The organism is Microbacterium sp. NPDC057659 (genome assembly GCF_042799915.1).
Taxonomy (GTDB): domain Bacteria; phylum Actinomycetota; class Actinomycetes; order Actinomycetales; family Microbacteriaceae; genus Microbacterium.
This window is the reverse complement of sequence record NZ_JBHVHU010000001.1, coordinates 467,118-493,134: the sequence shown is the minus strand read 5'-3', so window position 1 is coordinate 493,134 and position 26,017 is coordinate 467,118. Positions and strand designations below refer to the sequence as shown.

Sequence of the window (26,017 nt, the reverse complement as noted above, 5' to 3'; positions counted from 1 at the left end):
TGGGGGGACCATCGTCCCCGATTTTATCGGGCGCCACGGTCCTTCCTGGACGCGACGATCGCCAGAGCCTCGGCGAGCGAGTCGCCCACTCTCGGTCGGACGGGGATGATGTTGCCCCCGCCGACCCGCGCACCGACACCGGTGGCGTCGAACTGGTCCTGCAGGTGCTTCCCGACGCCGACCAGCATCAGCGTGGCGTCGTGCGCTTCCAGCTCGTCGGCGTAGTCGCGCACCATCGTCAGGAAGGTCACCCCGAGTTCCTCGGAGCCTCGTAGGCGGATGATGACCGTCGCCCCTGCCGACGCGTCGGTGGGGGTCGGCAGCTGGGCGCGGAAAGACTGTGCGGAGGCGAAGAACAGGCTCCCGTAGGGAGACAGGATGACGGTCTCGTCGTGGGGCACGACGGCCGGGGGAGCGACCTCGAGCGGATGCCCGCCCGGATCATCGAACTGCCAGCGGACGATGCGCACGCGGTTGGACTGGCGCGCGATGTGCAGCACGATCGAGAGCCCCACCCCGGCCAGCACCGCGTACTGGAGCGGGATGAGGAGCGTCAGGACGAACGTGACCGTGAACACCGACGCCTGAGTCGGGCCGGTTCGCAGCACCATCAGGACCTGGTGGATCTTCAGTGTGCGCACGCCCACCAGGATCAGTAGTCCGGCCAGTGCCGGCATCGCGATGTACTCGATGAGCGGGCCGAATGCGAGCAGGGTCAGGATCATCACGATCCCCGCGATCAGGTTCGCCAGCGCGGTCTTCGCGCCGGCGGCCCGCACGAGCGAGGTCGCCGACATCGATCCGCCGACAGGCATGCCGCGCAGCAGGCCGGATGCGATGTTCGCGATGCCCTGGCCACGGAAGTCCGCAGACGCATCGGGGTACGTGCCGTCCGGGTTCGGGATCGCGCCGGAGATCGCCGCGCCCTGCACGAGACCGACCAGGGCGATGGACACTCCGGGGACGATCAGCGCTCCGATCAGGCTGAGATCGGGGAGCACAGGCATCGGCAGCGAACGGGTCACCTCCGCGATGTCCCCGATCGTGGCCACACTCTTGTCGGGCATCAGCAGCGCCAGGAGCGAACCGGCGACCACGGCGACCACCATTCCGAGCGCGCCCAGCGGCGTGCGCTCGAGCAGCAGGATCAGGGCGATCGTGACTACTCCGATCAGCAGGGTCGGCCAGCTGAACTGAGGGATGGACAGCAGCGTGTCTACCAGGCGCACGATGCGGTTGGACCCGGTGCTGTCATAGCCGGTGATGTTGTCCAGCTGCCCGAGGATGATGTTGATCGCCACCGCGTTCACGAAGCCGATCAGCACGGCTGTGGGGATGAAGCGCACCAGGCTGCCCAGGCGGGCGATACCCAGACCGAGCATGAGCACGCCTGCGATCAGCGTCAGCATGGCCATGGCGCCGGCACTGTCGTCACCGCGCACCTGCGGGACATCGCTGATGATCACGGCCATCGCCCCGGTGGCCTGCACCGACATGAACAGCGAGCCCGTGGTCAGCGCTCCCGCCAGGGTGCCCAGCATGTATCCGTACAGTCCGAACAGCGGGCTGACGCCGGCGAGAACGCCGGCGGCGAGTCCGTCCGGCACACTCTCCACGCCGAGCGCCACGCCGGCCCGGACATCGCTGCCGACGGTGCTCCGGTCGCCGAAGCGACCGAGCCAGCGCCGGACCGCGGTCGTGAGGCTCACCGCACGGCTTCCGCTTCCTGGCCGTTCTCGTCGACGTCATCGCCCTCAGCGGCAGCATCTGCGTGAGCGGTGGCCGCGGGGGGAGTGCTTCCGGCGGGCCGGCGCAGAACCTCGAGCAGCAGCAGCGCCACGAGGATTCCGACGACGGTCCAGACCACCGATCCGACGCTGACAGGGCGCGACATGAACAGGATGAACACGCCCAGCGCGATCACGATCACGATGATCGCGGACCGCCAGCGATCAAGCGCGGCACCGAAGCCCTTGGTGTTGAGTCCGTTGCGGTCTGCGCTCTCCCGCGCCTTTGCGAACGCGGCGTTGCCGGATGTGCGCAGGGCCTTCGCCGGGCGCGAGCGCCCGGTGATCCACGCGCCGATCACGACGAAGGCGGACAGCAGCACGAGAGCGGCGATGACGGAGTGCATCATCTCGGTGATCTGGTCGAAGAGCACTTCGGCTGTGGCGGAGGGCATGATCGACGGACTCACCGTGCCCATGAAGAAGAGCTTGCCGATGCCCAGCCCGGCGGCCAGGAGCAGGAACGAGACGACGAGGCCCACACCCGTCCAGAGCAGGGCTCGGGAGCGGATGCGGGCCAGCGCGATGCCGGCCGCAGCCAGTGCGAGCGCGACCCACGGCAGCCAGTAGCCCGCTGCGATCGCCACCTGATACACCGTGCGCACCAGCACGAACGCATCCGCCGTCACCAGCGGGATGGACTTGTGGATGACCGGGATGGACGAGGCGAAGCCGAACCCGTTCTCGATCAGCTGTGCTTTGACCTTCTCGATCACGACATCCAGGTCGAGCGACAGGGTGCCGTCGTCGGAGAGCTGGATCGCCGTGCCCTCCTGCCCCTGGATGATCGCGATCGCCCGCGAGTGGGTCTGGCGCAGCGCCTGCTCCCAGACATCGGCGAAAGCGGGGGAGGCGACCAGCTTGTCCACGGTGGAGTCGATCAGTCCACGGATGCCGTCCGCGGCCGGGGCGGTCAGCAGCCCGATCGCGTCCTGTGCGCGCGGCGGCAGATCGAGTCCCTTCAGGCCGTCGGCCAGATCGGCGACCATGCCGTCGATGTCGACGTTGTCGTCGATGGCGGTCACGATCTGGTCCGAGACGTAGGACTGGACCTCGGGGCTGTCTGCGAGGGGCGCGAATGTGGCGACGAAACGGTCGGTCTCCACGAGTTCGAGGCGCGCCCAGGTGCCCAGAACGGCGATCGGTGCGAGCAGGATGGCGAGCACCAGAGCTACGGCCGAGAGGATGCTGCGGGTGGGGTTGCGACGCTTCCTCGTGATGGGGGCTTCGGACCGCAGCCCGTCGTTCTCGGCTTCGAGCTCCGCCACGCGGCGGCGCAGATCCTCCAGCTCGTCCTTGCCAGCCATGTCGAACCCTCCCGTGTCCTGAGTCCGGCGGCCCTCCGCCGGTACAGGCCCATCCTGCCGGAGCGGGGCGCACCGGCAGAAGAGTGTCATCCCGGAAGGGTGACCGTGTCGTGACGCACGGCAGATACGCAGATGGCCCGGATCCTCTCGGATCCGGGCCATCTTTCTGTGCGCGAGGGGGGACTTGAACCCCCACGCCCTTATCGGGCACTAGCACCTCAAGCTAGCGCGTCTACCTATTCCGCCACCCGCGCAAGGTGGGTTTTCGGCTGTTCCCAACCGAAGATCGAGATTAGCACGATCCTGGAGCCGGCACGAACCGAGCCTGCACCCCGGGCGCGCCCTCCGGTCTTCGATAGCCTTGACTCATGTCCGAGAGCTCGCTGCCCGAGGTCGTGCGCATCGCCCGCGACCTGATCCGCATCGACACCTCGAACTGGGGTGGTGGAAAGGCGAACGGCGAGCGGGAGGCGGCCGAGTACGTCGGCGCGCACCTCGAGTCGCTGGGTCTGGCTCCGGAGTACTTCGAGCCGATCCCGCGCCGCACCAACGTGATGGCCCGGGTCCCCGGGCGCGATCGCAGCCGTCCCGCGCTCGTCGTGCACGGGCACCTCGACGTCGTTCCGGCGATGGCCGACGACTGGAGCGTCGACCCCTTCGCCGGCGAGATCCGCGACGGGATGCTCTGGGGCCGCGGTGCCGTGGACATGAAGAACATGGACGCCATGATCCTGGCGTCCGTGGGTGACCTGCTCCGCGCCGGTGAGCAGCCGGAGCGCGATCTCGTGCTCGCCTTCTTCGCCGACGAGGAGAACGGCGGCGTGGAGGGCTCCGCTCTGGTCGTGAAGGATCGCCCGGAGTGGTTCGCCGGGGCGACCGAGGCCATCAGCGAGGTCGGCGGCTACTCGATCACCGTGGACGAACGCCGCGCCTATCTGCTGCAGGTGGGGGAGAAGGCCCTCATCTGGATCCGGCTCGTCGCGCGGGGACGCGCGGGGCACGGCAGCCGGCTGCATCCTGAGAATGCTCTCACGAAGCTGTCCGAGGCGGTCGCGGCCATCGGGCGGACCCGCTGGCCCATCCGGCTCACCCCCACGACGGAGGCGCTGCTCGCCGGACTGTCGGACTTGACGGGCCGCAGCGCAGACGATCCGGATGCCCTGGCGGCGGCAGCCGGTCCCGCGGAGGCGTTCCTGGCATCGACCTTCCGCACCACGGCTAACCCCACCGTTCTGCAGGCCGGCTACAAGCACAACGTGATCCCCGAGCGCGCAGAAGCCCTGATCGACGTGCGAACCCTGCCGGGAACCGAGGACGACGTGCTGGCCGAACTCCAGCACATCGTGGGCGACGACATCGAGATCGAGATCGTCGTCCGCGACATCGGCATGGAGACGCCGTTCCGCGGCGACCTGGTCGATGCGATGGTGGGTGCGCTCGGCAGGCACGACCCCGGAGTGCCGGTCATCCCGTACCTGCTCGGCGCCGGAACGGACAACAAGGCGCTCGCCTCGATCGGCATCACGGGTTACGGCTTCGCGCCGCTGCAGCTGCCCGCGGAGCTCGACTTCACAGGGATGTTCCACGGAGTCGACGAGCGCGTGCCCGTAGACTCGCTGAGCTTCGGTCAGCGCGTGCTGGCCGACCTGTTCCGCACCTGCTGATCCGGCCTGCGCTGCATCCCAGATCGCTCCGTCACGAAAGACCCGTGCATGCACCTGCTCGAAGCACTCCTCCTCGGCGTCATCCAGGGACTCACTGAATTCCTGCCGATCTCCTCCAGCGCCCACCTGCGCATCGTGGGCACCATGCTCGGGTCTGGGGAGGATCCTGGCGCGGCCTTCACCGCGATCACGCAGATCGGCACCGAGGCCGCTGTCGTCGTGTTCTTCTGGCGCGACATCGTCCGCATCATCAAGAGCTGGGCGCTCGCTCTCGTCGGTCGGCTGCCCCGGAACGACCCGGATGCCCGGATGGGCTGGCTGATCATCATCGGCAGCATCCCGATCGTGCTGCTCGGCCTGCTGTTCCAGGACCAGATCGAAACGGTGCTGCGGTCACTGTGGATCGTCGCGATCATGCTGATCGTGTTCGGCATCCTGCTCGGCGTCGCCGACAAGGTCGGCGCCAAGCGCCGCTCGCTGAACCAGCTGACCTACCCCGACGGCGTCGCCTACGGCTTCGCCCAGGCGCTTGCACTGATCCCCGGTGTGTCCCGCTCCGGCGGCACGATCACGATGGGCCTGTTCCTCGGCTACGAGCGCGCGGCTGCGGCCCGCTACGCGTTCCTGCTGGCCATCCCGGCGGTGTTCGGCAGCGGCTTCTTCCAGCTGGCCAAGAGCTGGGATGCTCCGGACCAGTACTTCTCCATGCCCGAGACCCTCGCAGCCACCGGCATCGCCTTCGTCGTCGCGCTCGGAGTGATCGCGTTCTTCATGAACTGGATCTCGAAGCACAGCTTCCTGCCGTTCGTGATCTACCGCATCCTGCTCGGCGGCGTCCTGATCGTGCTGCTGGCCACCGGCGTCATCTCGGGCTGAGGCACGTGACGACGGTCCGGATCAGCGCTTCGGATCCGGACCGTCGCCGCGACGGCGCAGATAACGCTCGAACGCCTGGGCGATCGCGTCACCGGAGGCATCGGGGGAGTCCCAGGTGTCGCGGGTGCGCTCCAGCTGCCGGATGTACTCGGTCATGTCGTCGTCGTCCGCGGCGGCGGCGTCGATCGACGCCTCCCAGGCCGCGGCCTCTGTGCGCAGGTGCTCGCGCGGCACGCCGATCGCCGTGAGCTCCTCGAGCCGATCCAGCAGCGCGAGGGTCGCCTTCGGCGAAGGGGCGGCGGTCGCCACGTAGTGCGGCACGCTCGCCCACAGGCTGGCGGTGGGGATGCCGGCCCGCTCCGCGAAGTGCTCCAGCACGCTGAGGATGCCGACCGGGCCCTCGTAGGTGGAGCGCTCCAGCCCGTGAGCCTCGCGGACCTGCTCGTTCTGGCTCGACGCGAACACCGAGATCGGACGGGTGTGAGGCACATCGGAGAGCATCGCGCCCAGGGTGACGAAGCCCGTGACGTCATCGCGCAGCGCGACGTCGATGAATTCGGAGGCGAACGCCTGCCAGGTGCGCGCCGGCTCGGAACCGGTCAGCAGCCAGACCTCGGGCGAGCCGGCCGCGACGGTCGGGCGGGACAGCGTCGCCTCGGGCCAGGTCAGCTCGCGGCGCCCCTGTGCATCCATGCGGGTGGCAGGCCGGATGTACTGGTAATCGAAGTACAGCTCGGGGTCGGCGCTGTGCACCGTGGTGAACTCGGCGCTCTCGCGGAGCGTGGCGAGGGCGCCGGTAGCCGCTTCGCCGGCGTCGTTCCAGCCGTCGAAGGCGGCGACGATGATGCGCGAGCCGAGGACGTCCATTCCTCAAGGCTAGTCGCCGCAGCGGATGCGGGCACGAGCGCGCGCCGGTGCGCCGGTACCATTGGTGCAGTGAGCATCGCACCCTCTGCCATCACCCGGCCCGCCGCAGTCCTCTGGGACATGGACGGCACACTGATCGACACCGAGCCCTACTGGATGGCCGCCGAGACGGTGCTCGTCGAGTCCCACGGCGGCACCTGGACGCACGAGCAGGCGCTGCAGCTGATCGGCAGCGGACTCCTCGACAGCGCGAAGGTCTTCCAGGCCGCGGGTGTCGACATGGAGGCGCAGGCGATCGTCGACTGGCTGACCGACCGGGTCTCCGCGTCGCTCCGCACGCAGGGTGTTCCGTTCCGTCCCGGTGCGCGGGAGCTGCTCGCCGATCTGCGGGCCGCCGGCATCCGCACCGCACTCGTGACCATGTCGCTGCGCCGGATGGCGACCGACGTCGTCGACCTGATCGACTTCGAGGCGTTCGATCTCGTGGTCGCTGGTGACGACGTGGAGAGGCCGAAGCCGCATCCGGATCCCTACCTGCGCGCGGCCGAGCTGCTGGGCGTGGAGATCGCCGACACGATCGCGATCGAGGACTCCCGCACCGGCGTCGCGTCGGGTGTGGCATCCGGTGCCGTCACGATCGGCGTGCCGAACCTCATCCCGCTCGACGGGCTCGGCGCGCACGAGCTCTGGGAGACGCTGGAGGGCCGCACGGCCGATGACGTGATCGCCCTGCACACCCGCCACACGACGGAGGTCGCACGATGACCGCGGCACGGCCGAGCGGACCTTTTCGCGAGGGCGACCGGGTCCAGCTGACCGGGCCCAAGGCACGGATGCACACGATCACGCTGCGCCCCGACGGCGAGCTGCACACCCACCACGGCGTGCTCCGGCACGCCGACCTGATCGGACTGCCGGACGGCTCGGTCGTGACGAACAGCTCGGGCCACGACTATCTGGCGCTGCGCCCGCTGATGCGCGACTTCGCGATGTCGATGCCGCGCGGTGCAGCCATCGTCTATCCGAAGGATGCCGCACAGATCGTGGTGCAGGCGGATATCTTCCCCGGCGCGACGGTCGTCGAGGCGGGCGTGGGCTCCGGCGCGCTGTCACTCGCCCTGCTGCGGGCGATCGGGCCGGACGGCGCGCTGACCTCCTTCGAGCGCCGTGAGGACTTCGCCGAGGTGGCCATGGCCAACGTGGAGACCTTCTTCGGCGAGACGCCCGACACCTGGCGTGTCGTCGTCGGCGACCTCGCCGAGCAGCTCGGGGCCGAGTTCGAGCCCGGCACCGTCGACCGGGTCGTGCTCGACATGCTCGCTCCGTGGGACTGCATGGACGCCGTGGCCGACGCGCTCACGCCCGGCGGAGTGGTGATCTGCTACATCGCGACCGCGACCCAGTTGTCGCGCGTCGCGGAGTATATCCGCGCCACCGGCCTGTTCACCGACCCGGAGGCCTCCGAGACCATGGTGCGAGGCTGGCATGTCGAGGGTCTCGCCGTGCGCCCCGACCACCGCATGGTCGCCCACACCGGCTTCCTGCTGACCGCGCGGCGGCTCGCACCGGGCGCGATCCCGCCCGAGGTTCGCCGCCGCGCGTCGAAGACGAGTTTCTCCGACGAGGACGTCGAGCTGTGGACCCCCGGTGCCGTCGGCGACCGCGAGATCACCGACAAGAACCTGCGCAAGCGCGTCCGCGAGGCGCAGAAGGCTGCCGACGGCGCGCGCATCGCCGCCTCGGCGCGCGAATCGGACCCGGCTTCGGAATAGACTGGAGCGCGTGCGTAAAACGTCCGCTGCTCTCGCCGCCCTCGCCCTGTCCGCTGTCGCTCTGACCGGATGCTCGGCTGCCCCGTCGTTCGCAGGAGCAACCTGTGATCGCACCGGTTCCGTGAACGGGATCGACGAGGACATCACCGTCAGCGGTGACGTCGGCAAGCAGCCGAAGCTCGAGCTGGTCGGACCGCTGAAGGTCGATAAGGTGTCGTACTTCGACGCCGAGGTCGGCGACGGGGAGCCGCTGGTCGACCCGAACCAGGTCTTCGTCGGCGGGTTCGCGATGTACGACGGCAAGACCGGACAGATGATCCAGAACGTCGGCTTCGACGGTCAGGGCCAGTTGTTCACGATCAGCACGATCGAGCAGGGGCTTCCGGACGTGAAGATCCACGAGGCGCTGGAGTGCGCCACCGGCGGGAGCCGCGTCGTGGTCGCCGCGCCCGCGACAGACAAAGGCGACAGCGTGATCGCGGTCTTCGACATCGACAGCACCATGCTCTCCCGCGCAGAGGGCGGCGATGTGTTCAACAACGCGCGCGGCGTGCCGACTGTCGTCCGCAATCCTTCGGACGGTCGCCCCGGCATCATCATCCCCGACAGCAAGGCGCCGACGAAGACCGTCACGCAGACGCTGATCGCCGGAGACGGTGCGAAGGTCGGCGACGACCAGCCGTTCTTCGCCTACACGGCTGTCGGCTGGAACGACAAGAAGGTGGCCGAGAGCACCTGGGGCTCGCTGCCCGAGGCGGACCTCTCCAAGCTGCCGAAGCAGGTGGCGGACGCCGTGAAGGATGCGAAGGTCGGTTCCCAGATCCTCGTCGTCGTCCCCGGCGAGGGCGATGCCCAGGCCGTGGCCTACGTCGTCGACGTCCTCGGTTCGGTGCCCTCGGGCAAGTGATGGCCGCCACGATCCCCGCGGAGGAGCGCCTCACCAACCTGATCGTGGCGCTGATGGCCACGCGGATCGGGCTGACCAAGCAGCAGATCCTCGACAACGTGTCGGGATACCGTCAGCGCGCAGAGGCCGGTGCGAAGACCGATGCCCTCGAGAAGATGTTCGAACGCGACAAGGATCAGCTGCGGGCCCTCGGCGTGCGTGTCGAGACGATCGGCGATGCAGCGGACCCGAACGATCTGCGAGAGGCTCGGTACCGCATCCCGCAGGAAGAGTACGACCTTCCCGGCGACATCGCGTTCAGCCCGGCCGAGCTCGCGGTGCTGCGTCTCGCCGGCAGCGTGTGGAGCGCAGAGTCCGCGTCGGCCGACGCGCAGGCCGGGGTGCGCAAGATCCGCGCCATGGGCATCGACGGCGACGAGCCGATCATCGGCTTCGCCCCGCGTATCACCGGACGGGATGCCGCGTTCGCACCGCTTCAGGATGCGATCGAGCGCACCAGGGTCGTGACCTTCGACTACCTCAAGCCCGGTGACGAGCGTCCGCAGCGGCGGCGACTGCGTCCGCTGGCGCTTCTCGACTACGAGGCGCGCTGGCACATCTACGGCATCGACGTGGACGCTGACGCGGAGCGCACCTTCCTGCTCAGCCGCATCGTCGGCGCCGTGAAGGTCACTGCGCAGTCCTTCGACCCGGCGCTGCGCGAGGGCGCGGGGGAGCGGGCGCTGGCCGGGCTGGAAGAGGTCGCCGCAACGCACTCCGCGCTGCTGGAGGTCGAGCCGGGCACCGAGGCCGCCCTGAGGCTGGGTCGGCGCGCCACGCCGGCGGTGCAGGGCATCCACCTGCCCTACGTCGACCGCGACATCCTCGCCGACGAACTCGCGTCCTACGGACCGGAGGTGCGCGTCGTGGAGCCCGCCGAGCTCCGAGACGCGGTCGTTGCACGGCTGCAGGGCGTCTTCGAGGCGCACGCGACCGAGGGGGAGCACGCATGAGCGATCCGAAGCCCCTGCTCGCGGCCGACCGCGTGCGGGTCTACCTGACACTGGTTCCCTACCTGCTCGAGCGCGGCCAGGTGTCGCTGGCCGAGGCGGCGGCAGAGTTCGGCGTCGGCGTGCCCGAGATGCGCGCCATGGTCGAGAAGCTCACGGTGATCGGGCTCCCCGGTGAGGACGGCTTCTGGCAGCAGCCGCAGGAGATGTTCGACATCGACTGGGACCTTCTCGACCAGCACGACGTGATCGAGATCACCAACGACGTGGCGCTGCGACGTGTGCCGCGTTTCACCGCCCGCGAGGCCGCAGCGCTGCTCGCGGGGCTGCAGATGGTCGCCGCAGTCCCTGCCGTCTCCGACTCCGGGCTCGTCGCCGGGCTCCTCGCCAAACTGGCTCGCGGTGCGGTCGACGCGCCCGCCGACGTCGTCATCGCGCCGAGCCGGGTGAGCGAGGTGCAGGAGGTCGTCTCCCGCGCGCTGAACGACGGCGTCGCCGTCTCGTTCACCTATCGTGCGCCGGATGCCGCACCCACTGTGCGCACGGTCGACCCGGTGCAGGTCCTCATCACCGACGGCCAGTGGTATCTGCAGGGCTGGTGCCACCTTCGCCAGGCGATGCGCACCTTCCACCTCGACCGGGTGAGCGATGCACGGCTGACGGAGATCGCGATCACGCATGGCGCCGACCGGGTTCCCGACGCTTTCGGCACCGGCCCGGACGAGGGCGCTGTGACCGTGCGGATCCCGGAGAGCCTCGCTCCGCTGCTGGGCGGCTTCCGCTCCGAGGAGATCTCCCGGTCGGACGGCGAGGTGGTCCTACGGCTGCGCATGGCCGACCCGCGCGGCATCAAGCGCTTCGCCGCACGTTTCGCCGGACGGATGCAGGTCCTGGAGCCCTCAGCGGCGCGGACTGCCACCCGGGAATGGGCGAATGCCGGACTGGCGCTGTACCGTGACCCGATGTCTCCCGACCACGGGTAGACTGAACGCCACTACCCATCAATGAGGAGACTTCTATGGCTGGCCTGACCGGATGGCACCTGCTCGCCATTCTCATCGTTGTCCTGCTTCTTTTCGGCGCGGCGAAGCTGCCTGCGCTGGCCAAGAGCGTCGGACAGTCCGCCCGTGTGTTCAAGGGTGAGATGAAGGCGATGAAGGACGACGACGCGACGACTGCCGCACAGACCGAGGCTGCGCCCGAGAGCGGTTCGACCGGACCGCAGAAGGACGCACCTTCCAGCGCTGACAAGACCAGCTGACGGCGGTGGCAGTGACTGATTCCTCGCCTGTCGAGGAACAGCCTCGCCACGACCGTCGGATGTCGCTCGGCGCACACCTGCGCGAGCTCCGCAAGCGACTGACGATCGCGGCGATCACGATCGTCGTCGCGATGATCGTAGCGTTCCTCGTGACCGACCCGATCATCCACTTCATCTCCCGGCCGATCATCGATCTGCAGGAGATGAAGGGCACGACGTACGTCTCGCTGAACTTCACGACGGTGACGTCGTCGTTCGATCTGCGCATGCGCATCGCCTTCGCGATCGGGTTGACGCTCGCGGCTCCGGTGTGGCTGTGGCAGATCTGGGCGTTCATCATGCCGGGCCTGACCCGCAAGGAGATCAGGTACACGGTCGGGTTCGTCGGTGCTGCCATCCCGCTGTTCTTCGCCGGGTGCTACACGGCGATGCTCGTCAGCCCTCACGTCATCGAGATGCTCGTCGGGTTCACGCCCGAGGGCGGCACCAACGTGATGGACGCCCGGCAGTACTACGACTTCATCTTCAAGCTGATGATCGTGGTCGGCATCTCGTTCGTGACACCGGTGTTCATGATCGGCCTGAACCTGGCCGGCATCATCTCGGGCAAGGCGATCTTCAAGGGATGGCGCTGGGCCATCCTCGTCGCGATCGTGTTCGCGGCCATCGCGACCCCGCCGGCCGACATCGTCAGCATGTTCCTGCTCGCCGGCATCCTGACGGTGCTGTACTTCGCCGCCGGCGGATTGGCGCTGATCTTCGACCGCCGCAAGCGCAAGCGCATGATCACGATGGGGCTCGACCCCGACCTTCCCGCATGACGTCGGCCGCCGATCGGTTCGCCGAGGCGAACGACCGACGCGATCATCCTCAGACGGCGGAGTTCGCCGCGCAGCAGCGCTTCCGCCTGGATCCGTTCCAGGTGGCGGCCTGCCAGTCGCTCGAAGCCGGCCGCAGCGTCCTTGTCGCGGCCCCGACCGGCGCCGGCAAGACGATCGTCGGCGAGTTCGCGATCCACCTCGCGATGCAGACGCCCGGCGACAAGGCGTTCTACACGACGCCGATGAAGGCGCTGTCGAATCAGAAGTTCCGCGAGCTCGTCGACGTGTACGGCGAGGACGAGGTGGGCCTGCTCACGGGCGACACCAACATCAACGGCAACGCGCGCGTCGTGGTGATGACCACCGAAGTGCTCCGGAACATGCTCTACGCCGACTCCCCGGCGCTCACCGGACTGCGTTACGTGGTGATGGACGAGGTGCACTACCTCGCCGACCGGTTCCGCGGTCCGGTCTGGGAAGAGGTCATCCTGCACCTGCCCTCTCAGGTGCGGCTGGTCTCGCTCAGTGCGACGGTGTCGAACGCCGAGGAGTTCGGCGACTGGCTCGACACAGTGCGCGGCGACACCGACGTGATCGTGTCGGAGACCAGGCCCGTGCCGCTCGAGCAGCACGTGCTGGTGCGCGACGACCTGCTGCCGCTGTTCGACGACAGGGCCGGTATCGCCACCGCGCAGGTGAACCAGGAGCTCATGAGGATCCGCTCGTTCACCGGGTCGCGGTACGACGACAACAGGCGGGCGCAGGAGTACCGCAGCTCGCGGCAGGCCGGCAACCAGGCCAAGCGGCCGCCGCGCGGCGGGAAGCGCCCGGTGCGCTCCGCCAACATCCGCCGCATCGAGCGGATGGACCGCGCCGACGTCGTGCGACTGCTCGACAATGCCAATCTGCTGCCGGCGATCTTCTTCATCTTCAGCAGGGTCGGCTGCGACGCGGCGGTGCAGCAGGTCCGGCGCTCCGGCCTCAGGCTGACGACCGCCGAGGAGCGGGCGGAGATCCGCGAGATCGTGAACGACCGCACCAGGGCGCTGCGCGACGAGGATCTGGACGTGCTGGGCTTCTGGCAGTGGCGCGATGACCTGGAGCGGGGAATCGCCTCGCACCACGCCGGTCTGCTGCCGGCATTCAAAGAGGTGGTCGAGGAACTCTTCCAGCGCAGGCTCCTGAAGGCGGTCTTCGCCACCGAGACGCTCGCGCTGGGCATCAACATGCCGGCGCGCACCGTGGTGCTGGAGAAGATGGAGAAGTTCAACGGCGAGGCGCGCGTCGCGATCACGTCGGGGGAGTACACCCAGCTCACCGGGCGCGCGGGTCGCCGTGGCATCGATGTCGAGGGACACGCCGTCGTGCAGTGGAGCGAGGGCATGGATCCGCAGGCCGTCGCCGCGCTGGCATCCCGCCGCACCTATCCGCTCAACTCCAGTTTCCGACCGACCTACAACATGGCGGTCAACCTCATCGACAGGTTCGGCCGCGCTCGGGCACGCGAGATCCTGGAGTCGTCGTTCGCGCAGTTCCAGGCCGACCGCGCCGTGGTGGGCCTGGCCCGTCAGGTGAAGGAGGCCGAGACCTCGCTGGCCGGCTACGTCGAGGCGATGACCTGCGAGCACGGCGACTTCACCGAGTATGCGGGCATCCGACGCGAGCTCAGCGATCTGGAGAAGAAGCACCGCAAGGACGCTGCCGCTCCGCGCGCCGTGCGCGACAAGCGGCTGCACAAGATCCAGCAGCTGCGCACCCGGATGCAGCGGCATCCGTGCAACGCGTGCCCCGACCGGGAGGCGCACGCGCGCTGGGCGGAGCGGTACTGGAAGCTCAAGCGCGAGACCGATCGCACTCGCCGCCAGATCGAGAACCGCACCGGAACGGTGGCGCGGATCTTCGATCGCGTCCTCGAGGTGCTCGAGGTCGTCGGCTACGTCACGGGCGAGGGCGACGACCTGGCCCTGACGGATGCCGGGCGCACGATGCGCCGCATCTATGGAGAGCGCGACCTGCTGGTCGCGGAGGCGCTGCGCCAGGGCCTCTGGAAGCAGCTGGACGCGCCCTCGCTGGCCGCGATGGCCTGCAGCCTGGTCTACGAGCCCCGACGCGACGAGCAGAACGCGGGGGAGCGGGGCATGCCCCGTGGCGCGTTCCGGATCGCGTACGATCGCACCGCCGAGCTGTGGGCCGAGCTGGACGATCTCGAGCAGGATCACCGTCTGCCCGGTACCGAGGCGCTCGCGCCCGGGCTTGCAGCGGCCATGCACGAGTGGGCTCGCGGCGGCATGCTCGACCGGGTGCTCATCGAGGCCGACATGGCCGCCGGCGACTTCGTCCGATGGGCGAAGCAGACCATCGATCTGCTCGATCAGCTCTCCATCGTCGCCGAGGACGCGGATCTCGCGCGCACCGCGCGACGCGCGCTCGACGGGGTGCGCCGCGGTATCGTCGCCTATTCGGGAGTGTAGGAGCCGGATGTCCGACACCGACCGCGCACAGCGGCCGCAGCCGCTGCTGCCGCTCTGGCTCGCTCTGCCCACGGCAGCCCTGGCGGCGATTCTGATGCGGGTGGCTTTCCCGGAGCCGGCCATCTGGCCGCTGGTGTTCCCCGGGGTGGCGCTGCTGCTGCTCGCTCTGATCGGGCGCCGGGCGTGGAGCGCGATCCTGGTCGGTCTCGTCTACGGACTGCTGTTCTTCGGGCTGCTCGTGTCGTGGACGTCCCGGTACCTCGGCGTCATCCCGTGGGGCGCGCTCACCTTCGTCGAGGGCGCGCTCACCGCCGTCGCACTGCTGCCGATCACCCTCGCCTATCGTTGGGTGCCGCGGGCATGGCCGCGCGGCCGCCTGTTCGCGCTCCCGGTGCTCGTCGGTGCGCTCTGGACGGGGCATGAGCTGTTCCTGGGCAACTGGCCGTACGGGGGCTTCCCGTGGGCGCGTCTGGGCATGACACAGTCGGAGAGTCCGCTCGGCGCCGTGACCTCGTGGCTGGGGGTCAGCGGGCTGAGCTTCCTGATCGTCACCACGACGGCTCTGGTCATCGAGCTGGTGCGCACAGGCTCGTGGCGTCGGCCGCTGCGCCTCATCGCCCCGGTCGCACTCGTGCTCGTTCTGCTGCTCACCCCGCTGTTCCCGACATCGTCCGCCGGCGACATGCGCATCGGTGCGGTGCAGGGCAACGGTCCGACGGGGTACTTCGATCACCGCGAGCCCTACGCCATCATCGACTCGCAGATGGCGGCGACCGAGCCGCTGTACGGCGAGGACGTCGACCTGGTCGTCTGGCCGGAGGGATCGGCAGGCTACGACCCGTTCCAGGACCCGGCAACCGCACGACGGCTGACCCGAGTGGTGTCCGAGGCCGGCGCACCTCTGCTCGCGAACACCGCCACCGAGCGTGGCAAGGACATCTTCAACACGTCGTTCCTGTGGACCTCGGACGGCACGGCGGACCAGCTCCACGACAAGCGGCATCCGGTGCCCTTCGGCGAGTACGTGCCGAACCGCGAGTTCTACAACGCGATCGTGCCCGACCTCATCGGCCTGCTGCAGCGCGAGTACACCCCGGGCACCAACCCGCCGCTCATGCGCGTCGGCGAAGTTCCGGTGGGGCTCGCCATCTGCTTCGACGTGATCTATGACGAGGTCATCCGCGAGGGAGTCACCGGGGGAGCACAGGTGCTGATCTTCCAGACGAACAACGCCGACTTCCGTGGCACCGACGAGAACCTGCAGCAGCTGGCCTTCGCGCGCACGCGCGCCATCGAGACCGGTCGCAGCGTGGTGAACATCTCCACTGTGGGCACCAGCCAGACAATCCGTCCCGACGGGTCGACGATGTCGACCCTGGACGCGGATGAGGCCGGCGCGCTGCTCGACGACGTCGAGCTTCGCACCGGCCTCACAGCTGGAGTCGTGGTCGGACCGTGGCTTCAGCAGGTCCTGCTGTGGGGCGGCATCGCTGGGCTGGTGCTCAGCGGCGTGCTCGCCCGACGGCGTCGGGCCTGATCAGGCGCCGATCTTCTGGCGAGTCGGGTCGTCGCCGGCGCCACGACGGGCGCGGATGTAGGCGAGCCGCTCCTCGAGCAGCTCTTCGAGCTCGGCGCGGGTACGGCGCTCGAGCAGCATGTCCCAATGGGTACGGGCGGCCTTGCCGTCCTCCTCGACCGGAGTGACGGGCTTGCCGTCGACCTCGAGCAGAGCGTCAGCGCCGCAGGAACGGCACTCCCACGTCTGCGGGGGCTCCGCGTCCGCGGCGAACATCAGGGTGGTCTCGTGCCCGCAAACCGGGCACGCATAGGTGGTGGCGCTCCGTTCCATGAAGACGACGCCCTCTTCGCTCTGCAAGCTCTGGGCGCCGAGTCGGATGCCGCGCAGGCTGCGATCTGCCATTGTGTGGTCCTCTCGTCGCTGTCAGGTATAACGAACCTGTCTGTGCGGATCATCCACAGGGCCTGAATCCTAGAGCTTTTCACAGTGGAATCCCAGGGGTCAGCGCATATACGTCGGAGGAAGTGTCACTCCTTCAGGGTGCGCAGTGCGACGTCGGCGTGGTCGCTGATGATGCCGTCGACTCCGAAGGCGACGAGTTCGCGCATCTGCTCGGGCTCGTTGACGGTCCAGACATGCACCTCCACGCCGTGCCGATGGGCGGCACGAAGCAGCGACGGCGTCAGCACTCGGAACGCTCCCTGGGCGACGGGGATCTGCACCGCATCGATGTCGCGCAGCACAGCGACGGGGGAGAGGCGCAGCGCGGACAGCGCCCTCAGCGCCACGATCGTGCGACTGCCCCCAGAGGTCGCGGGACGCTCGGCCGCACCCGCTCGTCGGATCGCGTCGAGTGCGCGGCGTCGACGGGCGTCCGAGAAGCTCGTGATCAGCACACGCCTGCTGTGCGGAGCGATGAGAGGGCCGATCGGCTCGGCCGCAGCATCCGTCTTGACGTCGATGTTGAAGCGCGTGTCGGGGAACGCGGCAAGAGCCTCGGCGACCGTCATCAGACCGCCGTGCTCGGCGAAGATGTCGCGCAGCTCGGCAGTTCGCACGGTCGAGATCGCGCGGGAGTCGCCGGTGAGGCGCTCCAGCGTGTCGTCGTGGAAGAGCACGACGTCGCCGTCGGCGGTGACCTGGCAGTCGCTCTCGACGTAGTCGACGCCGGTCGTCACGGCCTGTGCGAAGGAGCCCGCAGAGTTCTCCCACACGGATGAGTCCTCGCCCTCAGGGGTCGCGAGACCGCGGTGGGCGAGGACTCGGGGGAGCCGGGCTCCGTCGAAGTACGGGTGCGTCACGCGCCGGGCAGCCTCGGCGGCGCCGGGGGAGTGCCGTCGGGCTTCGGAGCGAACGCCGTGCCGAAGGACTTCAGCGCGTCGGTCAGCTCACTCGGGATGATCCACAGCTTGCTGGACGGGCTCTCGCTGATCTTCGGCAGCATCTGCAGGTACTGGTAGGCGAGCAGCTTGTCGTCCGGCTGGCCGATATGGATGGCGGAGAACACGTTCTGGATCGCCTCGGCCTCACCCTGCGCACGGAGGACCGCGGCCTGCTTGTCGCCCTCGGCCTTCAGGATCGCCGCCTGACGCTGACCCTCGGCCTCGAGGATCTGGGACTGCTTGGAGCCCTCAGCGGTGAGGATCGCGGCACGGCGGTCACGCTCGGCACGCATCTGCTTCTCCATCGAGTCCTGGATGGAGACGGGCGGATCGATCGCCTTCAGCTCGACGCGCGAGACGCGGATGCCCCACTTGCCGGTCGCCTCATCGAGGACCACGCGCAGCTGCCCGTTGATCTCATCGCGGCTGGTCAATGCCTCTTCGAGGTTCAGACCGCCGACCACGTTGCGCAGCGTCGTCGTGGTGAGCTGCTCGACCGCGCCCAGGTAGTTCGCGATCTCGTAGGTCGCCGCCCTGGCGTCCGTCACCTGGAAGTAGACGACGGTGTCGATGGAGACCACGAGGTTGTCCTCGGTGATGACGGGCTGCGGCGGGAACGAGACGACCTGCTCGCGCATGTCGATGAGCGGGCGCAGACGATCGATGAACGGCACCAGCAGGTTCAGTCCCGGCGCGAGGGTCTTGTGATAGCGACCGAGCCGCTCGACGACGCCTGCGGTGGCCTGCGGGATGATCCGGATGGCACGGGCGACCGTGACGATCACCAGGATGATGACGGCTATCGCGAGTATCCACCCGATCGCGGTGGGGATGAACGAATCGTCCACGATTCTCCTATTCGCTGACGGGGCGGACGACGGCCGTCGCCCCGGTGATCTCGACGACTTCGATGCGCCCGCCCTGGGGGATCGGCGCGTCGGAGGCGCTGCGAGCCGTCCAGGTGTCGCCGTTGCCGAGCTTGGCCTGACCGCTGACCCTGGTGATCTCCGCCAGAGCTGTGCCGCGCAGGCCGATAAGAGCGTCGACGTTGGACTTCACCGGATCCTCGCCACGCCGCAGCCTGTGCAGCAGCGGTGGACGCAGGAACAGGATGAACAATGCTGCGGCGATCGCCGCGATGATCACCTGCAGCCAGAGCGGCATGCCGATCAGGTCGGTGACGAGGCCCACGGCTCCACCGAAGGCCAGCATCAGGAAGGTGAAGTCAAGGCTCAGCATCTCGATCACGAGGAACAACGCGATCAGCACCAGCCAGCCGATCCACGCCCACTGCTCGAACATCTCGATCATGCTCGCCCTCCCTCTGCTGCGAACCTACCACGGGCCAGGACGGGGCCGGCGGGCCCCTCCGCGGTAGGCTGAGATCGTCGCGGTCGCGGCGAAACACAGCATTCCAAGGAGCACCAGTGACCGACGTTCTTCCCGCTGGATCCCTCGACGGCAAGGTGGCGCTGGTCACCGGATCGTCGCGGGGCATCGGCGCCGACACCGTCCGCTACTTCGCACAGGCCGGCGCCGACGTGGTGATCAACTACCGCAACAAGGCGCCCCGTGCCGAGAAGCTCGCGACTGAGCTGCGCGCACTCGGTCGCAGGGCCCTCGTGGTCGCCGCGGACCTCACCGACCCGGCATCCGTCGGCGACATGTTCGCGAAGGTCGAGAGCGAGTTCGGCCGGCTCGACATCCTGGTGCTGAACGCGTCCGGCGGCATGGAGTCCGGCATGGCCGAGGACTACGCGCTCAAGCTCAACCGCGACGCGCAGGTGGACGTGCTGACCCAGGCGCGACCGCTGCTGGGCGACGGATCGCGGGTCGTCTTCGTGACCAGCCACCAGGCGCACTTCATCCGCACCACTCCGACCATGCCCGAGTACGAGCCGGTCGCGAAGTCGAAGCGTGCCGGTGAGGACGCGCTGCGCGAACTCATCCCTGGCCTGGCCGAGGCGGGCGTCGGGTTCACCGTGGTCTCCGGAGACATGATCGAGGGCACGATCACCGCCACGCTGCTGGAGCGCATGAACCCCGGCGCGATCTCGGAGCGTCGCGAGTCGGCCGGCAAGCTCTACAACGTGTCGGAGTTCGCCGCCGAGGTCGCACAGGCCGCTGTCGACCCGGTGCCCGCCGACAACACGCGCCTGGTCGGCGACACCTCCGGCTTCGCGGCTGAGTGACCACATCGCAGACATGAGAATGGCCCCGTCCGATCGGACGGGGCCATTCTCATGAGCGGACTGCTCAGACCGAGGCGTCGCTCTTCAGCGTGTCCTCGATCTCCTTGGCGTCCTTGCCGAGCGTGATCGCACGGACGATCTGCACGATGCCGAGGACGACCAGGGCGATGCCCAGGATCCACCACAGCACGACGGCGGCGAACATCGGGGAGAACAGCACGACGATTCCGGCGATGATGCTGAGGATCGCGTAGATGACCGTCCACGTCTTCGACGCGGCCTTGCTCAGCAGGCTGAGCGAGACGATGCCGTCGATGATCCAGCTCACACCGATGAGGATGGCGACCACCAAGGCCAGCGTCGCTGCCGCTGCGGCGAGGTTCGTGAACGCGATTACGCCTGCGACGATGTAGATGAGGCCCAGCACGATGTGGCCCACGCGCGACCAGCCGCCCTTCTCCTTGGAGAAGATGCCGAGCGCGATGTAGACGAGGCCGGCCACGATCAGGTACGCGGCGATGATCGCGGTCACGATCACGGCGGACTTGCCGGGCCAGATGAGCAGGATGAGGCCGGAGATGAGCGCGATGGCGCCCGAGACGGCGAGGAAGACCCGGACGGACTTGACGAAGCCCTTCGCTTCCGAGAGAGCATCAGACATGATGTTTCCTTTCTGGGAACCTCCTGTGAGGCTCAGTACAGCGTAGTGGCTGCGGTTTCCAAACCGTGGAACTCCGCGCGCCCGTGCCAGGATCGTGAGGTGACTGTGACGCCCGATGACGCCCGCCTGCGCGAGCTGGTCGTGCTGCGCCGGGTGCGCGACAGAATCGACCGCGAGTACGCCCAGCCGCTCGATGTCGAGGCGCTGGCCAGGGGAGCGCACATGTCCGCCGGGCATCTCAGCCGGCGGTTCAAGCAGACTTTCGGCGAATCGCCGTACTCATACCTGATGACACGACGCATTGAACGGGCGATGGCGCTGCTGCGCCGCGGTGATCTGTCGGTCACCGACGTGTGCTTTGAGGTCGGCTTCTCCTCGCTGGGCACTTTCAGCACCCGGTTCTCCGAGCTTGTCGGCAGGCCGCCGAGCGCCTACAAGGAGGATCCGGGTCTCGGGCCCGGCATCCCGTCGTGGGTCGAGAAGCAGGCCACAAGACCGATCAGGAATCGAGAAGCGGATGCCGTCGAGGATGCGTAGCGTCGACGACATGGACATCACGATCAATGCCAGCTTCCTCCCGCACATCGACGCCGAAGCATCCCTTGCCTTCTACCGCGACGTGCTCGGTTTCGAGGTGCGCAAGGACGTCGGCTACCAGCAGATGAGATGGATCACGGTCGGACCGGTCGGTCAGCCCGACACGGCGATCGTGCTGACGCCGCCCGCCGTCGATCCCGGAATCAACGACGCGGAGCGTACGACGATCCTCGAACTCATGGCCAAGGGCAGCTACGGCGGGATCGTGCTCTCGACGGATGACGTCGACGAGGCGTTCGCCGCCATCGAGGCCAAGGGCGCCGATGTGGTGCAGGAGCCCATCGATCAGCCCTACGGCATCCGTGATTGCGCGTTCCGCGACCCGGCGGGCAATATGGTGCGTCTGCAGCAGGCCGCCTGACCCCGAGAGGACGACGATGACGAACATCGCCGACGCCCACGACAGCATCCGCGTCGAGGGGGCCCGTGAGAACAATCTGAAGGACGTCAGCGTCGTCCTCCCCAAGCGGAGGCTCACCGTCTTCACGGGAGTGTCCGGGTCGGGGAAGAGCTCGCTGGTCTTCGACACGATCGCCGCCGAGTCGCGCCGCATGATCGACGAGACCTACAGCGCGTTCGTGCAGGGCTTCATGCCGTCGGTGCCGCGCCCCGACGTGGACGTGCTCGAGGGGCTGACCACGGCGATCATCGTCGACCAGGAGCGCCTCGGCGCAAATCCCCGCTCGACCGTCGGCACCGTGACGGATGCGAACGCCATGCTGCGCATCCTGTTCTCGAAGCTCGGCGAGCCGTACATCGGCGGTCCGACGGCATTCTCCTTCAACATCCCCACCCAGCAGGCGAGCGGCGTGATGACCGGCCCGAAGGGTGAGAAGAAGATCGTCAAGGATGCGATCTACCTCGGCGGCATGTGCCCACGCTGCGAGGGGCGGGGGACGGTGTCGGACCTCGATCTCACGCAGGTCGTCGACGAGAGTCTGTCACTGAACGACGGCGCCATCCTCGTGCCGGGCTACACCGCGGACGGATGGATGGTGCGTCAGTTCGCCGAGTCCGGGTTCTATCCGGCGGATCAGCCGATCTCGAGCTTCACCGAGAAGCAGCGGCACAACTTCCTCTACGGCGAGATCACCAAGGTGAAGGTCAGCGGGGTCAACATCACCTACGAAGGGCTGATCCCGAAGATCACGAAGTCGATGCTCTCGAAGGATCTCGACGCACTGCAGCCCCACATCCGTCGTTTCGTCGAGCGCGCGGCCGCGTTCGCGACCTGCCCGGAGTGCGACGGCACCAGGCTGACGGAGGGTGCGCGCTCGTCGAAGATCGACGGCATCAGCATCGCAGACGCCTGCCGGATGCAGATCACGGACCTCGCCGACTGGGTGCGCGATCTGAACAGGCCGGGGGCGGGGCCTCTGCTGGCGGCGCTCAGCGCCAACCTGGACGCGTTCGTGATGCTCGGTCTCGGCTATCTCAGCCTGGACCGCCCATCCGGCACCCTGAGCGGGGGAGAGGCGCAGCGGATCAAGATGCTGCGGCACCTCGGGTCCTCGCTCACCGATGTCACCTACGTCTTCGATGAGCCGACGATCGGCCTGCATCCGCACGACATCCAGAGGATGAACGGGCTGCTGCGGCAGCTGCGCGACAAAGGCAACACGGTGCTGGTCGTGGAGCACAAGCCCGAGACGATCGCGATCGCCGATCACATCGTGGACCTCGGTCCGGGTGCGGGCACCGCCGGCGGGGAGATCTGCTTCGAGGGGAGTGTCGAGGGGCTGCGCTCCAGCGACACCCTGACGGGGCGGCACCTCGACGACCGGGCATCCGTCAAGGATGCTGTGCGTGATGGGAACGGCGCGATGGAGGTGCGCGGCGCCGACGAGAACAACCTGCAGAGTGTGGACGTCGACATCCCGCTCGGGGTGCTCACGGTCGTCACGGGCGTAGCGGGGTCGGGCAAGAGCTCGCTGATCCACGGGTCGGTGGCAGGGCGCGAGGGCGTCGTGTCGATCGACCAGACTGCGATCAAGGGCTCCCGTCGCAGCAATCCCGCCACCTACACCGGGATGCTCGAGCCGATCCGCAAGGCCTTCGCGAAGGCGAATGACGTGAAGCCCGCGCTGTTCAGCGCGAACTCCGAGGGTGCCTGCCCGTCGTGCAAGGGGTCGGGCGTGATCGTGACGCAGCTGGGGTTCATGGACACGGTGGAGACGCCGTGCGAGGACTGCGGCGGCAAGCGGTTCCAGCCCGCCGTGCTGGACTACAAGCTCGCCGGCAAGGACATCGTCGAGGTCTTCGAGATGCCGGTGCGCGAGGCGCAGGAGTTCTTCGCCGGGGGAGAGGCCAAGATCCCCGCGGTCGTCAAGATGCTGGATCGGATGGCCGATGTCGGCCTCGGGTACCTCACGCTCGGCCAGCCCCTGTCGACGCTGTCCGGAGGTGAACGGCAGCGCATCAAGCTGGCGATCCAGATGGCGGAAGGCGGCGACGTCTACGTGCTGGACGAGCCGACCACGGGGCTGCACCTCGCGGATGTCGAGAACCTGCTCGGTCTGCTGGACCGCCTCGTCGACTCCGGGAAGACGGTGATCGTGATCGAGCATCATCAGGCCGTGATGGCGCACGCCGACTGGATCATCGACCTCGGCCCTGGCGCCGGGCACGACGGCGGGAAGGTCGTGTTCGAGGGCACTCCTGCGCAGTTGATCGCCGACGGGTCCACCCTGACCGGTCAGCATCTCGCCCAGTACGTGGGATCCTGAATCGGTGACACTCAAGATCTCCACCCGGAACGCCCGCTTCCAGCTGATCGAGGCGCTGCTGCACAACCGCAACCGCCGACTGCGCGACGGCCTGTTCATCGTGCAGGGCGTGCGCCCGATCAACCAGGCGATCGCGCACGGCTGGACGATCGAGACCGCTGTGTTCGACGGGCAGCGGAAGCTGTCGCCCTGGGCCAAGGACGTCGTGGCGCAGGCCGGCGAGGGCATCGCGATGAGCCCGGATCTGCTCGCCGAGCTCTCCGGCAAGGAGGATGGAGACGCTGAGGCCATCGCCATCGTGCGGATGCCGGCGGATGACTTCTCGCGCATCCCGACGCCCGCGGACTTCCTCGGTATGGTCTTCGACCGGCCGACGCAGCCCGGGAACGTCGGCGCGATCCTGCGGTCGCTAGACGCCTTCGGCGGACACGGGCTCGTCGTGTCGGGCCACGCCGCGGACGTGTACGACCCGAAGTCGGTGCGCTCGTCGACGGGGTCGCTGTTCGCGACGCCGGCGGTGCGCGCGGCATCCCAGGGCCCGGTGCTGGACTGGATCACCGACGTAAAGGCCGCCGGCGTGCCCGTGTCGGTCGTCGCCACCGATGAGCACGGCGACGTCGATGTCTGGGACTACGACTTCACGCAGCCGACCCTGGTGCTGATCGGGAACGAGACGGTCGGGCTGTCGCGCGGCTGGCGCGAGGCTGCGGACGTCACCGTCCGCGTGCCGATGCGGGGTTCGGCCAGCTCGCTGAACGCATCGAACGCGGCCACGCTGATGCTCTACGAGGCCGCGCGGCAGCGTGCGACTCGCTAACATCCGTTCATGACGCCTTCGCAGACGGACATCGACGCGCGGATCCAGACCTACTACGGCGACGTCTTCGATGAGAGCGTGCGGCTGACCACACGCTCTGCGCAGGGGCCGCTGGAGTTCCGTCGCACACAAGAACTCATTCGCGAGCACGTGCCAGCGGGGCGGGTGCTCGACATCGGCGGCGGCTCGGGAGCGCACGCCGTCGCGCTGCAGCGCGACGGGTATGAGGTCGAGCTGATCGAGCCGGTGCCACGGCACGTCGAGAGTGCGCTCGAGGCCGGCGTGCAGGCGCGGATCGGGGATGCCCGGAACCTGCCTTTCGAGGACGACTCGTTCGATGCGGCGCTGATGCTCGGGCCGCTGTACCACCTGGCGTCTCTCGAGCACCGGCTGACCGCGATCCGTGAGGCGGCCAGAGTCGTGCGCCCCGGTGGGATGGTTCTCGCGGCCGGGCTGTCGCGATATGTCGCGTTCGGCGCCGCGTCCTTGGGGCGGGAAGTTCCTTCGCCGATCCCGGGGGAGTGGAGCGCACTGATCGCCGACGGCACGCCGGTGTCGGGGCTGCGATTCCCCGCCGGACACTTCCACACCGCCGAGGAACTGCAGGGTGAGGCCGAAGCGGCCGGGCTGGAGGTGCTCGAGGTCGTCGGGGTCGAGGGGCCGGCAGGCCTGTTCCTCGAGATGGCTCGAGACCTCGACCAGGCGGTTCAGGACGCCGCGATGACGATCGCCCGTGCGGCGTCCGCGGAACCGGGCATCCGCGACCAGAGCGCACATCTGCTCGCAATAGCGCGGGTGCTGCAGGGATGAGCCTCACGCTGAGGGCATCCGACCCGGCGCAGTACTTGGCAGACGACGCACTGGTGCAGAGCGATGACGTCGAGGTGGCGGCGCTGGCTGCCTCGCTGCGCGCGCGCAACCCCGCGGATCCCGCATTCGCGCAGGCTGCATTCGAGTGGGTGCGGGACAGGATCGCTCACTCCTACGACGTACAGGATCCGCGCGTGACGCTCGCCGCATCGGAAGTCCTCCGCGAAGGTGTGGGCCTCTGCTACGCGAAGTCGGTCCTTCTGGCCGCGTTGCTTCGCGCAGAGGGCATCCCTGCCGGCCTCTGCTATCAGCGGCTGGGCGACGACGACGGCTTCGTGGTGCACGGACTCGTCGCGATCTGGCTCGACGGAGCGTGGCATCGTCAGGATCCACGAGGGAACAAGGCGGATGTCGACGCGCGGTTCTCACTCGGCGAGGAGCGTCTGGCCTACCGGATCGATCCGAGCCGCGGCGAACGCGACTATCCAGAGCTCCACTCGACCGTGGCTCCGGAGATCGTCGCGACGTTGGACGAGGCGACGAACATCCTGACCACCCAGCTGCCCGCAGATCTCGACGAACGATGACGGG

Annotated in this window: 26 protein-coding genes and 1 tRNA gene; 18 read left to right on the top strand and 9 right to left on the bottom strand. The window is 68.3% G+C overall.

The features are described from left to right. Positions 1 to 23: 23 nt before the first annotated feature. From ACFVAE_RS02430 to ACFVAE_RS02420, 3 genes are all read right to left on the bottom strand, one after another. Positions 24 to 1,709, bottom strand: a complete 1,686-nt coding sequence (locus ACFVAE_RS02430) for a SulP family inorganic anion transporter (RefSeq protein ID WP_378887522.1) — start codon at positions 1,707 to 1,709, stop codon at positions 24 to 26. Next, positions 1,706 to 3,094 carry a hypothetical protein gene (locus tag ACFVAE_RS02425; protein WP_378887520.1) on the bottom strand — a complete coding sequence of 463 codons (1,389 nt, stop codon included), beginning with the start codon at positions 3,092 to 3,094 and terminating at the stop codon, positions 1,706 to 1,708. The genes ACFVAE_RS02430 and ACFVAE_RS02425 overlap by 4 nt, the downstream gene beginning before the upstream one ends. Positions 3,095 to 3,263: 169 nt before the next feature. Beyond that, positions 3,264 to 3,348, bottom strand: a tRNA-Leu gene (locus tag ACFVAE_RS02420). A 114-nt stretch (positions 3,349 to 3,462) separates the two neighbouring features. On the opposite strand from ACFVAE_RS02420, the gene ACFVAE_RS02415 reads away from it, so the two are divergent. Next, entirely contained in the window at positions 3,463 to 4,758 is a 1,296-nt protein-coding gene (locus tag ACFVAE_RS02415) for a M20/M25/M40 family metallo-hydrolase (RefSeq protein ID WP_378887518.1), read from the top strand. A gap of 48 nt (positions 4,759 to 4,806) precedes the next feature. After that, positions 4,807 to 5,634, top strand: a complete 828-nt coding sequence (locus tag ACFVAE_RS02410) for an undecaprenyl-diphosphate phosphatase (protein WP_378887516.1) — start codon at positions 4,807 to 4,809, stop codon at positions 5,632 to 5,634. Between the two features lie 21 nt (positions 5,635 to 5,655). On the opposite strand, the gene ACFVAE_RS02405 is transcribed toward ACFVAE_RS02410, so the two are convergent. Then, a complete protein-coding gene (locus tag ACFVAE_RS02405; protein ID WP_378887514.1) occupies positions 5,656 to 6,501 on the bottom strand; it encodes a PAC2 family protein in 846 nt (281 codons plus the stop codon). A gap of 69 nt (positions 6,502 to 6,570) precedes the next feature. Here ACFVAE_RS02405 and ACFVAE_RS02400 point away from each other — a divergent pair, with 69 nt between their 5' ends. From ACFVAE_RS02400 to lnt, 9 genes are read left to right on the top strand one after another with little or no spacing between them, the layout of a single operon-like run. Beyond that, positions 6,571 to 7,266: an HAD family hydrolase gene (locus tag ACFVAE_RS02400; RefSeq protein ID WP_378887511.1), complete on the top strand. Its 696-nt coding sequence runs from the start codon at positions 6,571 to 6,573 to the stop codon at positions 7,264 to 7,266. Continuing rightward, positions 7,263 to 8,273 (top strand): tRNA (adenine-N1)-methyltransferase, encoded by a 1,011-nt coding sequence (locus tag ACFVAE_RS02395; RefSeq protein ID WP_378887509.1) that lies wholly within the window; start codon positions 7,263 to 7,265, stop codon positions 8,271 to 8,273. The genes ACFVAE_RS02400 and ACFVAE_RS02395 overlap by 4 nt, the downstream gene beginning before the upstream one ends. 10 nt (positions 8,274 to 8,283) lie before the next feature. Next, entirely contained in the window at positions 8,284 to 9,180 is an 897-nt protein-coding gene (locus ACFVAE_RS02390; protein WP_378887508.1) for a hypothetical protein, read from the top strand. Beyond that, positions 9,180 to 10,172 carry a helix-turn-helix transcriptional regulator gene (locus ACFVAE_RS02385; RefSeq protein ID WP_378887506.1) on the top strand — a complete coding sequence of 331 codons (993 nt, stop codon included), beginning with the start codon at positions 9,180 to 9,182 and terminating at the stop codon, positions 10,170 to 10,172. Before ACFVAE_RS02390 ends, ACFVAE_RS02385 begins: the two co-directional genes overlap by 1 nt. Continuing rightward, entirely contained in the window at positions 10,169 to 11,152 is a 984-nt protein-coding gene (locus tag ACFVAE_RS02380) for a helix-turn-helix transcriptional regulator (RefSeq protein WP_378887504.1), read from the top strand. Before ACFVAE_RS02385 ends, ACFVAE_RS02380 begins: the two co-directional genes overlap by 4 nt. Positions 11,153 to 11,187: 35 nt before the next feature. Beyond that, the gene (gene tatA / locus ACFVAE_RS02375; RefSeq protein ID WP_378887502.1) at positions 11,188 to 11,430 is read left to right on the top strand and encodes a Sec-independent protein translocase subunit TatA; all 243 of its coding nucleotides are present in this window, start codon (positions 11,188 to 11,190) and stop codon (positions 11,428 to 11,430) included. A 59-nt stretch (positions 11,431 to 11,489) separates the two neighbouring features. Continuing rightward, positions 11,490 to 12,251, top strand: a complete 762-nt coding sequence (gene tatC / locus ACFVAE_RS02370) for a twin-arginine translocase subunit TatC (RefSeq protein ID WP_378887500.1) — start codon at positions 11,490 to 11,492, stop codon at positions 12,249 to 12,251. Next, entirely contained in the window at positions 12,248 to 14,722 is a 2,475-nt protein-coding gene (locus ACFVAE_RS02365) for a DEAD/DEAH box helicase (protein WP_378887498.1), read from the top strand. Before tatC ends, ACFVAE_RS02365 begins: the two co-directional genes overlap by 4 nt. A gap of 7 nt (positions 14,723 to 14,729) precedes the next feature. Further along, positions 14,730 to 16,259 carry an apolipoprotein N-acyltransferase gene (lnt, locus tag ACFVAE_RS02360; RefSeq protein ID WP_378887496.1) on the top strand — a complete coding sequence of 510 codons (1,530 nt, stop codon included), beginning with the start codon at positions 14,730 to 14,732 and terminating at the stop codon, positions 16,257 to 16,259. Here the strand turns inward: lnt and ACFVAE_RS02355 are convergent, their stop codons facing one another. From ACFVAE_RS02355 to ACFVAE_RS02340, 4 genes are all read right to left on the bottom strand, one after another. Further along, positions 16,260 to 16,643 (bottom strand): RNA polymerase-binding protein RbpA, encoded by a 384-nt coding sequence (locus ACFVAE_RS02355; protein ID WP_378887494.1) that lies wholly within the window; start codon positions 16,641 to 16,643, stop codon positions 16,260 to 16,262. It abuts the gene before it with no gap. Between the two features lie 125 nt (positions 16,644 to 16,768). Continuing rightward, a complete protein-coding gene (locus ACFVAE_RS02350) occupies positions 16,769 to 17,542 on the bottom strand; it encodes a glycerophosphodiester phosphodiesterase family protein (RefSeq protein WP_378887492.1) in 774 nt (257 codons plus the stop codon). Then, on the bottom strand, positions 17,539 to 18,474 hold the full coding sequence (locus ACFVAE_RS02345) for an SPFH domain-containing protein (RefSeq protein WP_378890456.1): 936 nt from the start codon (positions 18,472 to 18,474) through the stop codon (positions 17,539 to 17,541). Before ACFVAE_RS02345 ends, ACFVAE_RS02350 begins: the two co-directional genes overlap by 4 nt. A 4-nt stretch (positions 18,475 to 18,478) precedes the next feature. Then, positions 18,479 to 18,934, bottom strand: a complete 456-nt coding sequence (locus ACFVAE_RS02340) for an NfeD family protein (protein WP_378887490.1) — start codon at positions 18,932 to 18,934, stop codon at positions 18,479 to 18,481. A 116-nt stretch (positions 18,935 to 19,050) separates the two neighbouring features. On the opposite strand from ACFVAE_RS02340, the gene ACFVAE_RS02335 reads away from it, so the two are divergent. Continuing rightward, on the top strand, positions 19,051 to 19,815 hold the full coding sequence (locus tag ACFVAE_RS02335; protein WP_378887488.1) for an SDR family oxidoreductase: 765 nt from the start codon (positions 19,051 to 19,053) through the stop codon (positions 19,813 to 19,815). A gap of 64 nt (positions 19,816 to 19,879) precedes the next feature. On the opposite strand, the gene ACFVAE_RS02330 is transcribed toward ACFVAE_RS02335, so the two are convergent. Next, positions 19,880 to 20,476, bottom strand: coding sequence for an HdeD family acid-resistance protein (locus ACFVAE_RS02330; protein ID WP_378887486.1), 597 nt, complete (start codon positions 20,474 to 20,476; stop codon positions 19,880 to 19,882). A 99-nt stretch (positions 20,477 to 20,575) separates the two neighbouring features. On the opposite strand from ACFVAE_RS02330, the gene ACFVAE_RS02325 reads away from it, so the two are divergent. Genes ACFVAE_RS02325 through ACFVAE_RS02300 form a run of 6 tightly spaced genes read left to right on the top strand, consistent with a single transcriptional unit; the run spans position 20,576 to position 26,013 of the window. Beyond that, positions 20,576 to 21,013: a helix-turn-helix transcriptional regulator gene (locus ACFVAE_RS02325; protein WP_378887484.1), complete on the top strand. Its 438-nt coding sequence runs from the start codon at positions 20,576 to 20,578 to the stop codon at positions 21,011 to 21,013. A gap of 10 nt (positions 21,014 to 21,023) precedes the next feature. Continuing rightward, positions 21,024 to 21,434, top strand: a complete 411-nt coding sequence (locus tag ACFVAE_RS02320; protein WP_378887482.1) for a VOC family protein — start codon at positions 21,024 to 21,026, stop codon at positions 21,432 to 21,434. Positions 21,435 to 21,450: 16 nt separating this feature from the next. Next, entirely contained in the window at positions 21,451 to 23,799 is a 2,349-nt protein-coding gene (locus tag ACFVAE_RS02315; RefSeq protein WP_378887480.1) for an ATP-binding cassette domain-containing protein, read from the top strand. 4 nt (positions 23,800 to 23,803) lie between these two features. Beyond that, positions 23,804 to 24,616, top strand: coding sequence for a TrmH family RNA methyltransferase (locus ACFVAE_RS02310; RefSeq protein ID WP_378887478.1), 813 nt, complete (start codon positions 23,804 to 23,806; stop codon positions 24,614 to 24,616). A gap of 9 nt (positions 24,617 to 24,625) precedes the next feature. Then, a complete protein-coding gene (locus ACFVAE_RS02305; RefSeq protein ID WP_378887476.1) occupies positions 24,626 to 25,426 on the top strand; it encodes a class I SAM-dependent methyltransferase in 801 nt (266 codons plus the stop codon). Further along, a complete protein-coding gene (locus ACFVAE_RS02300) occupies positions 25,423 to 26,013 on the top strand; it encodes a transglutaminase family protein (protein WP_378887474.1) in 591 nt (196 codons plus the stop codon). The genes ACFVAE_RS02305 and ACFVAE_RS02300 overlap by 4 nt, the downstream gene beginning before the upstream one ends. Positions 26,014 to 26,017: the final 4 nt, after the last annotated feature.